Genomic DNA, 15,773 nt, shown 5'->3' with positions numbered 1-15,773 from the left:
GCCCGAGTTGGCGCTTTAGCTGCCGACCGGAGTTGGCGCTTTAGCGCTTACTCCGGTCCCATGCAAAGCACTTACTCCGGTCCCATGCAACGCTGTCGATGAGCCGCCACACCAGCCCCGCCGGCGGGCTTAGTTGCCCGACGCCGCCAATGCCTTGAGCACCTGATCCGTAATATCGATACGCGGGCTCACATAAACCGCTTCCTGAACGATCAGGTCGTAATGCTGCTGCTCGGCGATCTGCTTGATCACTTTGTTGGCGCGGTCGAGCACCGCCGCCAGTTCCTCATTGCGACGCTGGTTCAGATCTTCACGAAACTCGCGTTGCTTACGCTGAAAGTCGGTGTCCAGTTGCGACAGGTCGCGCTGCTTCTGCGCCCGGTCGCCCGGCGACATCGACGGACCGTTCTTGTCGAGCGAATCGGACATCGACTTCAGTTTCTGCGCCATGTCGGCAAGGTCCTTGTCACGCTTGGCGAATTCAGCCTCGAGCTTGACCTGCGCGACCTTCGCGGCCGCGGACTCGCGCAGGATACGGTCGGAATTCACCGCAGCGATGCGGGCCTCCTGCGCCTGCGCTACCCCGACGCCCAAGGTCATTGCCAGCGCGAACGCGCACGCCACACGTTTCGAAAACATACCGGTTAGCAAAGTCATCCTCTCGATAGTGTAGTTTGGCCTGGCCCGCCGCCGGATCAGAATGCCGTCCCGATCTGGAACTGGAACTTCTGATACTGGTCGCCCGTATGCTTGACAAGCGGGAAGCCCAGGCTGAGCTTGAGCGGGCCGATCGGCGAGATCCACGCCAGACCGACACCGTAGCCGTAACGCAGGCCGTTCGCGCCGGTCGAGGTCGCGGCCGTGCTCGCATCCGCCCAGACGTTACCCGCGTCCAGGAACGTAAAGACACGCAGGGTTCGGTCGTAGCCCGTGCCAGGCAACGGGAACGTCAACTCGATATTGCCCACCAGCAGCTTCGAGCCGCCGATCGGATCGTTGGTGGTTGCGTCGCGCGGACCCAGCGAGCTCGGCTCGTAGCCCCGCACCGAGCCGATACCGCCGGCGTAGTAGTTCTTGAAAATCGGGTAAGGCTTGCCGCCAAGGCCGTTACCGTAGCCGCCCTGGAAGTTGAAGCCCAGCACGAAGCCGCGCGCAAACGAATAATAGTACTGCGCGTTGATGTCGGCCTTGTAGTACTGCGTCCCGCCAATTGGCGTGCCGTATTCGGCATTGGCCTGCGTGAAGTAACCGCGGCTCGGCACCAGAGCACTGTCACGCGCGTCGCGTGACCAGCCGATGGTAATCGGCACGTTGTTCGAGACGCGCCCGAAGTCGGCAACGTATTGCTTATAGGACGCCGGCGTATTCGCGTCGATGTCCAGCTGGTTCTGCTCGAGGCCGGCGCCGAAGTACACCGTGTCCACTTCCGAGAACGGAATGCCGAACTTGAGGTCGCCACCCACCGTGACGATCTTGAAGCTCGAATCCGTCGAGTAGTACAACGGCTGGTACGTGCGGTAGTAGACGTCGGTAATACGCTTGATGCCGTCGACCGTGAAGTACGGGTCGACCTGCGTGACGGTCAGCGTGCGGTACGTCTTCGCGGTGTTGATGTTCACCGAGAGGCTCGTGCCGGAACCGAACACGTTGTCTTGCGAGACACCGGCCGAGAGCACCACCTTGTCGGTCGACGAGAAACCTGCACCCAGCGTGATCGCGCCGGTCGGCTTCTCGGCCACCTTGACGTCGATATCCACCTGGTCCGGTGTACCCTCAACCGGAATCGTGGTCACGTCGACGTCGGTGAAGTAGCCCAGACGGTTGATACGGTCCTTCGACAGCGCGAGGCGGTTCGAGTCGAACCACGAGCTTTCGAGCTGACGCATTTCGCGGCGCACCACTTCGTCGCGCGTGCGCGTATTGCCGACCACGTTGATGCGGCGCACGTAGACGCGGCGGCTCGGATCCACTTGCAGCGTCAGGTCGACCTTGTGGTGTTCCTGATCGATCTGCGGCTGTGCATTGACGGTGGCGAACGCGTAACCGTACTCGCCTAGCTTGTCGACAATCGCCTTGGTGGTGGCCTGCAGCTTCTCTGCCGAGAAGCGGTCACCCGGTTTGATCTTGATGAGCTTGGCCAGCTCCGGCTCGCGATCGAGCAGATTACCGGCCAACTTGATGCTCGAAATCGTGTACGGCTCGCCTTCATGCAGCGCGACCGTCAGGTACATGTCCTTCTTGTCCGGCGAGATCGACACCTGGGTCGACTCGATGTTGAACTCGAGGTAGCCGCGATTCAGATAATACGAGCGGACATTTTCGAGGTCGCCGGTGAGCTTGTCTTTCGCGTACAGGTCGTTCTTCGTGTACCACGAGAACCAGTTCGGCGTGGACAACTGCATTTCATCGCGCAGCGTGCCCGTGCTGAAGGCCTTGTTGCCGATAAAGTTGATCTGGCGGATCTTCGCGCTCGGACCTTCGGCCACCGAGAACAGCACCGCCACGCGGTTGCGGTCGATCGGCGTGATCGTGGTGGTGACTTCGGCGGCGTAGTAGCCGCGCGTCAGATACTGGCGCTTCAGTTCCTGCTCGGCCTTGTCGACCAGCGCCTTGTCGTAGTAGCGACCTTGCGACAGACCCACGGCGCGCAGCGCCTTGGTCAGGTTTTCCTTGTCGAATTCATGAATGCCGGAGAAGTCGATCGTGCCGATAGCCGGACGTTCCAGCACCTGAACGATGACGACATTGCCTTCGGTGGCGATCTTGACGTCGTTGAAGAAGCCCGTGGCGTACAGCGCGCGGATGGCTTCGGAGGCCTTGTCGTCGCTGAAGGTGTCGCCTTGCTTGATGGGCAGGTACGCGAACACGGTACCAGGTTCGACGCGTTGCAATCCCTCGATCCGGATGTCTTGCACCACGAAGGGCGTCGTTGCGTGAGCAACCAGCCCATGCGCGGCGAATGCCGCGGCTATAACCGTCTTTGGAACAGAGCGATGAGGTTTAAACAACGTGCTTCCCCAGTGTGTATAGCTGCATCAGGTCAGACGGTCGCCATCGTGAACGCCGCCAGACACTTTAAAAATGGATTAAACGAGCCAGATCGTTGAACAGCGCGATCGCCGACAATGCGACGATGCAGGCGAGACCCGCCCTCTGAAAAACGAGTTGCCAGCGATCGGAGACAACTTTACCGGTCACAGCTTCAACCAAATAATATAACAGATGACCCCCGTCCAATACCGGAATTGGTAACAGGTTCAGTACACCGAGGCTAATACTGACAAGGGCCAGGAACGACAGGAATGCAGAAGGACCTAGACGTGCGCTCTTTCCTGCGTAATCGGCGATCGTCACCGGGCCGGAAAGATTTTTCAGCGAAGCCTCGCCGACCACCATCCGGCCGAACATACGCACCGAATACACCGCGAGATCCCAGGTGCGGCGCGCGCCCAGTTGCAGGCTTTCGAGCGGCCCGTAGCGCACGTTGATCGACGGCACCTGGGTAGCCAGTTCTGCGCCGATACGGCCGATCTGCTGACCCGTCGCGTCATCGCGCTGCAACTGCGGCACGATGCTGATGTTCTCGAGCGGGCCTGCTACCCGGCCCTGCTGGCCGCCACGCTCCACTTGCAGCGTCACCGCCTTGCCCGCGTGCGATTTCACGAAGGCGATGAAGGCTGTGGCGTTGTCGGTCGGCACGCCGTCGACGGCAAGCAGGCGATCACCCGCGGCCAGTCCAGCCGCCTGTGCCGCGCTCCCCGGCTGCACGCCCGCGACCGTCAGCTTGCCGCCGCCCGGCTCGAAACCAAGACGCGACATGAAGTCGTCGTCGACGTCTTTTTCCTTGATGCCGCGCAAATCGAGCTGAAAATCCGACGTGCCATGCGCATCTTTGGCGCTCAGCACCACGCGCTTGTGATCGAATGCCGCGCCCAACAGCTTCCAGCGCAGGTCCGACCATGAACGCACCGGCTCGGATTCGCCGGCGTTTCCGGTGCGCACGGCCACGATTGTTTCGCCGCCGTCGAAGCCGGCCACGGCCGCCGGCGTATTCGCCGCGGGCGCCGCGACTATGGCCGCCGGCTCGGTGACACCCGTGGCGAACACCAACGCGAAGAGCACGATAGCCAGCAGGAAGTTCGCAACCGGACCAGCCGAGACAATCGCGAAACGGCGCCACACCGACTGGCGGTTGAACGCATGCGGCAACGCTTCGGCGTCAATGGCCTCGCCGCCGGTTTCGCGCTCGTCGAGCATCTTCACATAGCCGCCGAGCGGCAGCGCGGCAATCGTCCATTCGGTGCCCGTCTTCGGGCTCACCCATTGGAACAGCGGCTTGCCGAAGCCGATCGAAAAGCGCAGCACCTTGACGCCGCACAGGCGCGCCACGCTGTAATGCCCGTATTCGTGGACCACCACGAGCACGCCAATCGCGACCGCGAAGGCAAGCAGTTCGATCAGCAGGTTCATATGCGCCTCACTGGACGGCGCGTTCCGTGCGACGAGCGCCGTCGGGCAGACGCGCGATGAATTCGGCAGCGGCGCGACGCGCGGCGGCATCCGCTTCGATCACGTCTTCGAGCGCATGCGCGCTGCGATTCGGCAACGCGTTGAGCACCGCGTCGACCACCTGGGCAATCGCCATGAAACCAATCTGGCGCGACAGGAACGCCTCCACCGCGATCTCGTTGGCAGCGTTCAGGGCCGCGCTCGCAATGCCGCCTTCGGCCAGCGCCTTCATGGCAAGCGCGAGGCATGGGAAGCGCGCGTAGTCCGGCTTTTCGAACGACAGCGACGCGACCTGCAGCAGATCGAGTTGCGCGACGCCCGAATCGACACGCTCCGGAAACGCCAGCGCGTGCGCGATCGGCGTGCGCATGTCGGGGTTGCCGAGTTGCGCGAGCACCGAACCGTCGGCATACGAGACCATCGAATGAATCACGCTTTGCGGGTGGATCAGCACGTCGATCCGCTCGCCCGGCAAACCGAACAGCCAATGAGCCTCGATTACTTCGAGACCCTTGTTCATCATCGTGGCCGAGTCCACCGAAATCTTGCGGCCCATGACCCAGTTCGGATGCTTGCAGGCCTCGTCCGGCGTGACATCGACGAGCGTGGCCGGTTCGCGGGTGCGGAACGGGCCGCCCGAAGCGGTCAGGATGATCTTGGAGACGCCGCCATGCTGCGCGCCGTCGCGCGGCAGGCATTGGAAAATCGCATTGTGTTCGCTGTCGACTGGCAGCAGCACGGCATCGTTGTCGCGCACCGCGTCCATGAAGATCGCGCCGGACATGACCAGCGCTTCCTTGTTGGCGAGCAGGATGCGCTTGCCGGCGCGCGCGGCGGCAAGGCTCGGCGCGAGACCGGGCGCGCCGACGATCGCTGCCACGACCGTATCGCAGCCGTCGCTTTTCGATACGTCGACGAGCGCCTGCGGCCCGTGCATGACCTCGGTCTTGCAGCCTGCTTCACGCAGTTTCGCGGCGACTTGTCCGGCCGTGTCGGCGTCGCCCACCACCGCGACCTCGGGTTTGAAGCGCAGGCATTGCTCAACGAGCTTGTCGCCGTTGCGATGCGCGGTGAGCGCATAAACCGAAAAACGCTCGGGATGCCGCGCGACGACGTCGAGCGTGCTGTCTCCAATCGAGCCCGTGGAACCGAGCAATGTCAGACGTTTTTGCATATCTCTTTCTCTAGCCGAGCAGCAGCATGGCAAGCGGCAGCACCGGCAATAATGCGTCGATGCGGTCGAGCACCCCACCGTGCCCCGGCAACAGACCGCTTGAGTCTTTCACACCGGCCTGGCGTTTCATCATGGATTCGAACAGGTCGCCCACCACGCTGAATGCGACCAGCAAGGTCAGCGCGAGCAGCGTGCGCACAGCCCCCCAATGCGCCAGCAGCGCAGAATACAGGGTCGGCTCGAACGCATGCAAAAAGACCGCCGCCGCCGCGGCGATCATCACCACCAGCCAGCCGCCGATCGCGCCCTCCCAGGTCTTGCCCGGACTGATGGCAGGCGCCAGCTTATGCTTTCCGAATGCCTTTCCCGAGAAGTATGCGCCGATATCGGCCAGCCAGACCAACAGCAGCAGCGACAGGACGAACGGCACACCTTGCATGCGCGCGGCGACGAGAGCATGCCAGCACGCAACGAATCCCACAATGCCGGCAAGAAACAGAAAGGAACGCCAGGCGCCCTGCGCGAGCGTCGGCTTACGCAACAGCACGAACGGCCCGGCGATCACCCAGAAGATAGCAGCCGCCTGAAAGAGCGGCCGCGCCTGCTCGATGCCGGTGCCAAGGCGCGTGCTGGCGACCAGCGCCACGGCGGCCACCAGCGCGTAGATCACCGGACCCGCGCCGCCCAGCTTGAGCAGGCGTGCCCACTCCCATGCGGCGAACACGACGACGAACGCGATCAGCGCGCCGAACGCGCCCACCGGCGCGAACAGCGTGACCGGCAGAAGCACTGCCAGCAGGACGATCGCCGTGATGACACGGGTTTTTAGCATGGAAGCGAATCGACGTTTTGCGATTGCGGCTCGAGTTGAGCACTGGTGCGGCCGAAGCGGCGTTCACGCTCCGCGTAGGAAGCAATGGCGTGCCCGAGCGCGTCGGCGTCGAAATCCGGCCAGAACGTGTCGGTGAAGTAGAACTCGGTGTACGCGAGCTGCCACAGCAGGAAGTTGCTGACGCGGCGCTCGCCGCCGGTGCGGATGAAGAGGTCCGGCTCCGGCGCATAAGCCATGGACAGGTGCTCGGCGAACGAATCCTCGTTCACCTCGACCGCCTTGCCGGCCAGCGCCGACTGCTCGGCGAGCTTGCGGGTGGCCTGCATGATGTCCCAGCGCCCGCCGTAATTCGCGGCGATCGTGAGCGTAAGACGGGTATTGCGCGCGGTCTTGGTTTCCGCGCGCTTGATCAGGTCGCGAATCTTCGCGTCGAAACGGGACAGATCGCCCACCACCCGCAGGCGGATGCCGTTCGCGTGCAGCTTGCCGATTTCGCGCTCCAGCGCGGTCACGAACAGACGCATCAGGAACGACACTTCGTCGTTCGGACGGCGCCAGTTTTCCGAGCTGAAGGCGAACAGCGTCAGATATTCGACGCCCTGGCGAGCGCACGCCTCGACCGCCGCACGCACCGCGTCGACGCCGCGCGTATGCCCCGCCACGCGTGGCAGACGCCGCTGGGTGGCCCAACGGCCGTTGCCGTCCATGATGATCGCGATATGTCGCGGCACCGCGGCGACATCAGGCACGCGCACGGTTGAGCTGGTATAGGTCATGGCCGTCGGGACAGTGACTACAAGTAAAGAAGTGGAAATCGTGTACGGGCTGAGCCAACCGGCCTCAGACCGTCATGATCTCGGCTTCTTTCGTCACGACGAGCTTGTCGATTTCGGCGACGAACTTGTCCGTCAGCTTCTGAACGTCGTCACCGGCACGGCGCTCGTCGTCTTCCGAAATTTCCTTGTCTTTAACGAGCTTCTTGAGTTGCTCGTTGGCGTCGCGGCGCAGGTTGCGCACGGCGACCTTGGCCGTTTCCGCTTCGCTCTTGACCACTTTGGTCAGTTCGCGGCGGCGCTCTTCGGTCAGCGCGGGCATCGGCACGCGGATCACGTCGCCTTGCGTGGCCGGGTTCAGGCCGAGGTCCGACTCGCGGATCGCCTTTTCGACGACCTGCACCATCTTCTTTTCCCACGGCTGCACGCCGATCGTGCGCGCGTCGATCAGCGTGAGGTTCGCGACCTGCGAAATCGGCACCGGCGAGCCGTAGTAGTCGCACTGGATGTGATCGAGCAGGCCCGTGTGAGCACGGCCCGTGCGGATCTTCGACAGGTCGTTCTTGAACGCGTCGATGGAACGCTGCATCTTTTGTTCAGCGCCCTTCCTGATATCAGCCACAGACATTTTTAAACCTCCGAACCTTCAAAACGGTGCGAGCCGGCCAATGCGCGCGATATGCGGCGGCCCGGGCTCGCGCTAAAGCCCACGTCATGTGAACGAGAGTTTACACGTGGACGAGCGTGCCCTCGTCCTCGCCCAGTACGATGCGTTTGAGCGCGCCCGGCTTGACGATCGAAAACACCCGGATCGGCAGCTTCTGGTCGCGGCACAATGCGAACGCGGTGGCGTCCATCACCTGCAGATTGCGGCCGATCGCTTCGTCGAAGCTGATCGTGGCGTAGCGGGTCGCGCTCGGGTCTTTCTTGGGGTCGGCGGAATAGACGCCGTCCACCTTGGTGGCCTTCAGCACGACTTCCGCGCCGACTTCCGAGCCGCGCAGCGCAGCGGCCGTGTCGGTCGTGAAGAACGGGTTGCCGGTACCGGCCGCGAAAATCACGACTCTGCCCTCTTCGAGCTGGCGAATCGCGCGGGGCCGGATGTACGGCTCGACCACCTGGTCCATGCGCAGCGCCGATTGCACACGCGCTTCGATGCCGGCGTGACGCATGGCGTCCTGCAACGCCAGCGCGTTCATCATGGTGGCCAGCATGCCCATGTAGTCAGCCGTGGCGCGGTCCATACCGGCTGCGCCGCCTGCCACGCCGCGGAAAATATTGCCACCGCCGATCACCACGGCCAGCTGCGTTCCGAGACGGACCACTTCGGCCATGTCCGCCACCATTCGTTCGATGGTCGCACGATTGATGCCGAAGGCATCGTCGCCCATCAGAGCTTCACCGGAGAGTTTGAGCAGGACGCGTTTATAGGCAGTGGGCATAGGGGTATCCAGATCGCGCAGAACAGGGCAACAACAAGGGACTAATGTAGGGGTGAAATGCTGATTCGGGCAAGCGCCGCCAAATTTGACGAACCCTGAGGAACGCCCGCGGCGGCTGCGCGGCGAGGGTCAACCCGGGCGCGTCCTTGCGGCGCTGCCGACCGCGGCGAAGTCTTGCCCCGCCGCGGGTCCAACGGTACTACGTAATACTTAGGTGAAGCTTATTGTTGCTTTGCAGCAGCGACTTGAGCGGCCACTTCAGCTGCGAAGTCGTCCTGCTTCTTCTCGATGCCTTCGCCGACCACGAACAGCGCGAACTTCTGCACGCTCGAGTTGCCCGCCTTCAGCATCTGTTCGATCGTCTGCTTGTCGTTCTTAACGAACGTCTGGTTCAGCAGCGACACTTCCTTCAGGTACTTCTGCACGCTGCCGTCGACCATCTTGGCGACGATTTCAGCCGGCTTGCCCGATTCGGCCGCCTTCTGTTCAGCGATGCTGCGCTCCTTGGCGATCAGGTCCGCCGGCACGTCGTCCGACGACAGCGAGACCGGCTTCATGGCAGCGATGTGCATTGCCACGTCCTTGCCGACCTGCCCGTCCGCGCCGGTGTACTCGACCAGCACGCCAATGCGCGTGCCGTGCAGGTACGCTGCCAGCTTGTTGGCGGTCTCGAAACGCTCGAAACGGCGGATCGACAGGTTTTCACCGATCTTGCCGACCAGCGCCAGACGCACTGCGTCGACCGTCGAGCCTTCCAGCGGCAGTGCCGACAGCGCAGCGACGTCAGCCGGGTTTTGCGTGGCGACGAGTTCAGCGATCTGCTTCGAGAAAGCCAGGAAGTCGTCGTTCTTCGAAACGAAGTCGGTTTCGCAGTTCAGCTCGACCAGCGAACCCGCGTTGCCGCCGATGAACGATGCGACCACGCCTTCAGCCGTCACGCGCGACGCTGCCTTGCTGGCCTTGTTGCCCAGCTTGACGCGCAGCAGTTCTTCAGCGCGTGCCATGTCGCCGTCGGCTTCCGTCAGCGCCTTCTTGCATTCCATCATCGGCGCGTCAGTCTTGCCACGCAGTTCTGCAACCATGCCTGCGGTAATTGCCGCCATCATTTGCTCCTTGAGTTCCGTCTGTCACACGCCGCCCGGATTTCGATACCAGCGGCAAGAATTCGTTTCAGCGTTGCGCGCAATTTTTACAAACAACGCTTCGGGCACCGCCTTGGACACTGCCGGCAGCGCCCCACTACAACGTCACGGCTTAAAAAAAGGGGGCCTGTAGAAAGCCCCCTTTTTTGCCGGACACGGGGCAGCTTTACGCTTCCGAGTTGACCTCGACGAACTCGTCGCCGTCGTCGCCACGTGCAGCCTGCACCACTTCGTTGACCGCGTTCGCACGACCTTCGAGGATCGCGTCAGCCACGCCAGCCGTGTACAGAGCGACAGCCTTGCTGGCGTCGTCGTTACCCGGGATCACATAGTCGATGCCTTCCGGCGAGTGGTTCGTATCGACCACTGCGATGACCGGAATGCCCAGCTTGTTCGCTTCCGTGACGGCAATCTTGTGGTAGCCGACGTCGATCACGAAAATCGCGTCCGGAATGCCGCCCATGTCCTTCACGCCGCCGATCGACTTCTGCAGCTTGGCCATTTCGCGTTCGAACAGCAGCGCTTCCTTCTTGCTCATGCGCTCGGTTTCGCCTGCTTCCAGCGCCGCTTCCATGTCCTTCAGGCGCTTGATCGAAACCTTCAGCGTCTTGAAGTTGGTCAGCATGCCGCCGAGCCAGCGTGCGTTGACGAACGGCATGCCAGCGCGTTGTGCCTCTTCAGCGATCGTGTCGCGCGATTGACGCTTCGTGCCGACGAACAGGATCGTGCCGCGGTTCGCTGCCAGTTGACGCGCGTACTTCAGCGCGTCGTTGTACATCGGCAGCGTCTTTTCGAGGTTGATGATGTGAATCTTGTTGCGATGACCGAAAATGAAGGGGGCCATCTTCGGGTTCCAGAAGCGCGTTTGGTGACCGAAGTGGACACCGGCTTCCAGCATTTGACGCATGGTAACTGCCATGAAAATCTCCGCGAGGGTTGGGTCTTAAGCCGGCTGCCGTATCGGCCGCGCCCGCCCTTCTCTTTGGCTGGAACGCGACGGACACCCTAGGTGCGCCGGCTTGCGAGTCTGCTGCCTGGTACCGCTCAATCCTCATCGCGCAGGCAACCAGTGCGATGAGAAGCCGTTTCCGCTACGCCCCGCCCCCCTCTCTCTCCGCAGCGACTTTCGTGCGCCGTAGGATAATAAGGTGGCAATAAAACAAGACAGATACCGACTTAGCCAATGATTATAGCACGCGACGATTGCGCGACTCAACCTGCCCGGTAGCTCCCATTTGCGGGCCGGGTTGCACCGGGCGTCCGGCGCCTGCCCAGCCCGGTCGCAAAAGCCTGCGGTGGGGGGAATATGGTGCGATAATCTTGTGATAATCGTATTTCAGGCCCGACTCATGGCTATTACACTCAAAAACGAACACGATATCGCGCAGATGCGCGTCGCCTGCAGGCTGGCGAGCGAAGTGCTCGACTACATCACGCCGTTCGTCACGGCCGGCATCACAACCGGCGAACTCGACCGCCTGTGCCACGAATACATGCTGAAGGAACAGGGCACGATTCCGGCGCCGCTGAATTATCAGCCGCCTGGCTATCCGCCCTACCCGAAAGCCACCTGCATTTCCGTGAACGACGTGATCTGCCACGGCATTCCGGGCGACAAGACGCTGAAGAACGGCGACGCGCTGAATATCGACGTCACGGTCATCAAGGAAGGTTATTTCGGCGACACCAGCCGCATGTTCATCGTCGGCGAAGGCTCGATCATGGCCAAGCGGCTCGTCCAGACCACCTTCGAGTGCATGTGGCTCGGCATCGACCAGGTGCGCCCGGGTGCGCATCTCGGCGACATCGGCTATGCGATCCAGAAGCACGCCGAAGGCCAGGGCTACAGCGTGGTGCGTGAATATTGCGGCCACGGCATCGGCACCGTGTTCCACGAAGACCCGCAGATTCTGCACTACGGCCGCCCCGGCACCGGGCTCGAACTGCAGACCGGCATGATTTTCACCATCGAGCCGATGATCAACGCCGGCCGCCGCGACATCCGCACCATGCCGGACCAGTGGACCGTCAAGACCAAGGACCGCAGCCTGTCGGCGCAGTGGGAACACACCATCCTGGTCACGGAAACCGGCTATGACGTGCTGACCGTTTCCGCCGGCACGCCCGCTCGTCCGCCCGCGGTCGCGGCCACGGCCTGACCGACTTCCGACCTTTGCGCATGCCTGCCAATGAGTAGTGTTCCCGCCGTCGCCCAATTCCACGCCACGTCGCTCAAGGCAGACTACAAAGTGGCCAAAACCCAACTGCTGGAACGCTTCAGGACGGCCACCAACGTCGACGCGCTGATGGCCTCGCTGGCGCGCGCGACCGACGAGTCCCTGCGCGCCGCCTGGAACACCTGCGAACTGCCTGCCGAGCTGGCTCTCGTGGCGGTCGGCGGCTACGGGCGTGGCGAACTGGCGCCCCACTCGGACATCGACATTCTGGTCCTGCTGCCGGATACGCCGGTCGAGCATCTGGAAGCGCGCATCGAACGCTTTATCAGCCTCGCGTGGGATCTGGGCCTGGAACTCGGCAGCAGCGTGCGCAGCGTCTCGCAATGTCTCGAAGAAGCCGCCAACGACGTGACCGTGCGCACCTCGCTTCTCGAAGCGCGGCGCATCACGGGCAGCGCGGCGCTGTTCGACGACTTCGCCAAACGCTACCGCGAGGTGCTCGACCCGAAGGCGTTCTTCACGGCGAAAGTGCTGGAAATGCGCCAACGCCACGCCAAGTTTCAGGACACGCCCTACGCGCTCGAACCCAATATCAAGGAAAGCCCGGGCGGCCTGCGCGATCTGCAACTCATTCTCTGGATCGCTCAGGCGGCGGGATTTGGCAGCAGCTGGCGCGAACTCGAAGCACGGGGCCTGATCACCGAGCGTGAAGCGCGCGAACTGCGCCGTAACGAAGGTTTCCTGGAAGCGCTGCGCGCGCGGCAGCACGTCATTGCCGGCCGTCGTCAGGACATCCTGGTGTTCGACCTGCAAACGCCGGTGGCCGAGAGCTTCGGCTACAAACCTACCGCGACCAAGCGCGCGAGCGAACAGCTGATGCGCCGCTACTACTGGTCCGCGAAGGCCGTCACGCAGCTCGCCACGATCCTGATCCAGAACGTCGAAGCGCAACTCTTTCCCAGCACCAGCGGCATTACGCGCGTGCTGTCGGAGCGCTTCGTCGAAAAACAGGGCATGCTGGAAATCGCCGCCGACGACGTGTTCCTGCGCGAGCCGAACGCGATTCTCGAGGCCTTCCTGCTATATGAGCAGACGCCCGGCGTGAAGGGCCTGTCGGCGCGCACGCTGCGCGCGATTTACAACGCTCGCGACGCGATGGACCAGCACTGGCGCCGCGATCCGGAAAACCGCCGCCTCTTCATGGAGATCCTGAAGCAGCCGGCCGGCATCACCCATGCGCTGCGTCTGATGAACCAGACCAGCGTGCTCGGGCGCTATCTGCTGAATTTCCGGCGCATCGTCGGCCAGATGCAGCACGATCTGTATCACGTCTACACGGTCGACCAGCACATCCTGATGGTGTTGCGCAATCTGCGCCGCTTCGCGGTGGCTGAGCACTCGCATGAATATCCGTTCTGCAGCCAGTTGATCGCCAACTTCGACCGGCCGTGGATGCTTTACGTGGCGGCACTGTTTCACGATATCGCCAAAGGCCGCGGCGGCGACCACTCCACGCTCGGCATGGCCGACGCGCGACGCTTCTGCCGCCAGCACGGCATCGAGGGCGAGGACGCGCAACTGGTCGTCTGGCTGGTTCAGCAGCATCTGACAATGAGCCAGGTGGCCCAGAAACAGGACACGAGCGACCCGGAAGTCATCAAACGCTTCGCCGAACTGGTCGGCACCGAGCGCCGCCTCACCGCCCTCTACCTGCTGACCGTGGCCGACATTCGCGGCACCAGCCCGAAAGTCTGGAACACCTGGAAGGGCAAGCTGCTCGAGGACCTGTACCGCGCCACGCTGGCCGTGCTCGGCGGCGCGCGGCCGGATGCGCATTCCGAGCTGAAGTCGCGCCAGGAAGAAGCGCTCGCGCTGCTGCGCCTCGAAACCGTGCCGGAAGGCGCGCAGAAAGCGCTGTGGGAGAAGCTCGACATCGGCTATTTCCTGCGTCATGACGCGGCGGATATCGCGTGGCAAACGCGAGTGCTGTATCGCCATGTCCAGACGCCGGTGCCGATCGTGCGGGCCCGTCCGTCGCCGATCGGCGAGGCGCTCCAGGTGCTGGTGTATGTGAAGGACCAACCCGATCTGTTTGCCGGCATTTGTGCGTATTTCGACCGCAACGGCCTGTCGGTGCTCGATGCGCGGGTCAGCACGACCCGTCATGGGTACGCGCTCGACAATTTCCTCGTCGCGCATACCGAAGAAGACGTGCATTATCGCGATATTGCCAATCTCGTCGAGCAGGAACTGACCGCCCGCCTCACCGGCGACGGCACCTTGCTCCCGGGACCGTCGAAAGGCCGGTTGTCGCGGCTGTCGCGAACCTTCCCTGTTACGCCGCGCGTCGATCTTCGGGCCGACGAGCGCGGCCAATATTACATCCTGTCCGTGTCGGCCAACGACCGGCCAGGCCTTCTTTATTCGATCGCGCGCGTGCTGGCCGAGCATCGGGTCGGCGTCGCTTCGGCGCGGATCAATACGCTCGGCGAACGCGTCGAAGACGTGTTCCTGCTGGATGGACACGGCCTGTCGGACAACCGCCTGCAAATTCAGGTCGAGACCGAGCTGCTGCGCGCGATCGCAGTGTGAGATTTCATGCGAGTCAAATTAACTGCCAAGCACCCGCGACCGGCTTCGTCCGAACGCGCCCCTGTCCGTACCGGCAGCCCGTCGGCGCGTAAGCCGACGCGCCCGGTAGGACCCAAGCCGGCAACGGCGGGTTCCCCGGGAACGCGGGGCGAAGGTGCCGGCACCGCGGCTGGCAGCAGCAAGCGGCCGGCCGGCGGCAAGCCGGCGGGCGCTGGCGCGCGCGCACCACGCGCCGAAGGGTCGTTTTCCCGTGAGCGCGATGCGGGTGGTGCGCGTCGCGCGCCTTCGGATCGGCCGCCGCGCCGTGAGGGTGCCGGTGATGCGCCGCGCAGGTTTGAGGGCGGTGGCGACCGCACCGAGCGTGCTCCGCGCCGGTTTGAGGGCAGCGGCGACCGCACTGAGCGCGCCCCGCGCAAATTCGAAGGCAGCGGCGATCGCACCGAACGCGCCCCGCGCCGGTTTGAAGGCAGCGGTGACCGCACCGAGCGCGCCCCGCGCAAATTCGAAGGCAGCGGTGACCGCACCGAGCGTGCCCCGCGCAGATTCGAAGGCAGCGGCGACCGCACCGAGCGCGCCCCGCGCAAATTCGAAGGCAGTGGTGACCGCACCGAGCGCGCCCCGCGCCGGTTTGAAGGCAGTTCCGATCGAAGCGAACGAGCGCCGCGCAAGTTCGAAGGCGGAGCCGATCGCGGTGACCGCGCGCCGCGTCGCGAGACCGGTGGCGAGCGTGCCGAACGTGCCCCCCGCCGTTTCGAAGGTAGCGCGGATCGCGGCGAACGCGCCCCGCGCAGCTTCGGCGACCGCCCCCCACGCCGCGATGACGGTGAACGTCGCCCGTTCAGCGGTCCGCGCGCCGGCGCCGGCCGTGCATCGGAAGGTGGCGCGCGTGGCGAGCGTCCGGCACGCCCTGAGCGCGACGCCGCTGATCGCCCGCGTGTTAGCAGCGACCGTGGCGCTCCGCCACAACCCCGCGGCGGCGAGCGCGGTCCGCGTAGCGACCGCGCACCACCCCGTTTCCAAGGCGAACGAGTCCCCGCCGACCGTGGCCAGACCAGCCCCGTCAAACCCCGGACAGCAACGTACAGCGACCGATCGTGCCGCCCGGCACGCGCTCAGCACGACTCACGCGCCG

At 63.6% G+C, this 15,773-nt stretch carries 13 protein-coding genes; 2 read left to right on the top strand and 11 right to left on the bottom strand.

Going from position 1 to position 15,773, the window contains the following annotated elements; all coding sequences use genetic code 11:
* Positions 1-129: 129 nt before the first annotated feature.
* From A6V37_RS26330 to rpsB, 10 genes are all read right to left on the bottom strand, one after another.
* Positions 130-651, bottom strand: a complete 522-nt coding sequence (locus A6V37_RS26330; RefSeq protein WP_100249348.1) for an OmpH/Skp family outer membrane protein — start codon at positions 649-651, stop codon at positions 130-132.
* Between the two features lie 44 nt (positions 652-695).
* On the bottom strand, positions 696-3,008 hold the full coding sequence (bamA, locus tag A6V37_RS26325; RefSeq protein WP_064265993.1) for an outer membrane protein assembly factor BamA: 2,313 nt from the start codon (positions 3,006-3,008) through the stop codon (positions 696-698).
* 67 nt (positions 3,009-3,075) lie between these two features.
* Positions 3,076-4,470, bottom strand: coding sequence for an RIP metalloprotease RseP (gene rseP, locus A6V37_RS26320; RefSeq protein WP_064266086.1), 1,395 nt, complete (start codon positions 4,468-4,470; stop codon positions 3,076-3,078).
* Positions 4,471-4,477: 7 nt separating this feature from the next.
* A complete protein-coding gene (locus A6V37_RS26315) occupies positions 4,478-5,683 on the bottom strand; it encodes a 1-deoxy-D-xylulose-5-phosphate reductoisomerase (RefSeq protein ID WP_064286468.1) in 1,206 nt (401 codons plus the stop codon).
* Between the two features lie 10 nt (positions 5,684-5,693).
* Positions 5,694-6,515: a phosphatidate cytidylyltransferase gene (locus A6V37_RS26310; protein WP_064265995.1), complete on the bottom strand. Its 822-nt coding sequence runs from the start codon at positions 6,513-6,515 to the stop codon at positions 5,694-5,696.
* Complete coding sequence (gene uppS, locus A6V37_RS26305) at positions 6,509-7,291, bottom strand: polyprenyl diphosphate synthase (RefSeq protein WP_064265996.1); 783 nt, start codon at positions 7,289-7,291, stop codon at positions 6,509-6,511. Before uppS ends, A6V37_RS26310 begins: the two co-directional genes overlap by 7 nt.
* Positions 7,292-7,355: 64 nt before the next feature.
* Positions 7,356-7,916, bottom strand: coding sequence for a ribosome recycling factor (gene frr, locus A6V37_RS26300; protein WP_012433445.1), 561 nt, complete (start codon positions 7,914-7,916; stop codon positions 7,356-7,358).
* 100 nt (positions 7,917-8,016) lie between these two features.
* Positions 8,017-8,730 (bottom strand): UMP kinase, encoded by a 714-nt coding sequence (gene pyrH / locus A6V37_RS26295; RefSeq protein WP_064265997.1) that lies wholly within the window; start codon positions 8,728-8,730, stop codon positions 8,017-8,019.
* Positions 8,731-8,951: 221 nt separating this feature from the next.
* On the bottom strand, positions 8,952-9,833 hold the full coding sequence (tsf, locus tag A6V37_RS26290; protein WP_064286467.1) for a translation elongation factor Ts: 882 nt from the start codon (positions 9,831-9,833) through the stop codon (positions 8,952-8,954).
* 205 nt (positions 9,834-10,038) lie between these two features.
* Positions 10,039-10,791, bottom strand: a complete 753-nt coding sequence (rpsB, locus tag A6V37_RS26285; protein ID WP_064265999.1) for a 30S ribosomal protein S2 — start codon at positions 10,789-10,791, stop codon at positions 10,039-10,041.
* Positions 10,792-11,221: 430 nt separating this feature from the next.
* Here rpsB and map point away from each other — a divergent pair, with 430 nt between their 5' ends.
* Both map and A6V37_RS26275 read left to right on the top strand, forming a co-directional pair.
* Positions 11,222-12,031 carry a type I methionyl aminopeptidase gene (gene map / locus A6V37_RS26280; protein WP_064266000.1) on the top strand — a complete coding sequence of 270 codons (810 nt, stop codon included), beginning with the start codon at positions 11,222-11,224 and terminating at the stop codon, positions 12,029-12,031.
* 30 nt (positions 12,032-12,061) lie between these two features.
* Positions 12,062-14,641 carry a [protein-PII] uridylyltransferase gene (locus A6V37_RS26275; protein WP_064286466.1) on the top strand — a complete coding sequence of 860 codons (2,580 nt, stop codon included), beginning with the start codon at positions 12,062-12,064 and terminating at the stop codon, positions 14,639-14,641.
* An 18-nt stretch (positions 14,642-14,659) separates the two neighbouring features.
* Here the strand turns inward: A6V37_RS26275 and A6V37_RS40965 are convergent, their stop codons facing one another.
* Positions 14,660-15,661, bottom strand: coding sequence for a hypothetical protein (locus A6V37_RS40965; protein WP_064286465.1), 1,002 nt, complete (start codon positions 15,659-15,661; stop codon positions 14,660-14,662).
* Positions 15,662-15,773 lie beyond the last annotated feature (112 nt).

Source organism: Paraburkholderia ginsengiterrae (assembly GCF_001645125.1).
Taxonomy (GTDB): Bacteria; Pseudomonadota; Gammaproteobacteria; order Burkholderiales; family Burkholderiaceae; genus Paraburkholderia; species Paraburkholderia ginsengiterrae.
This window is presented reverse-complemented; position numbering and strand designations above follow the sequence as displayed.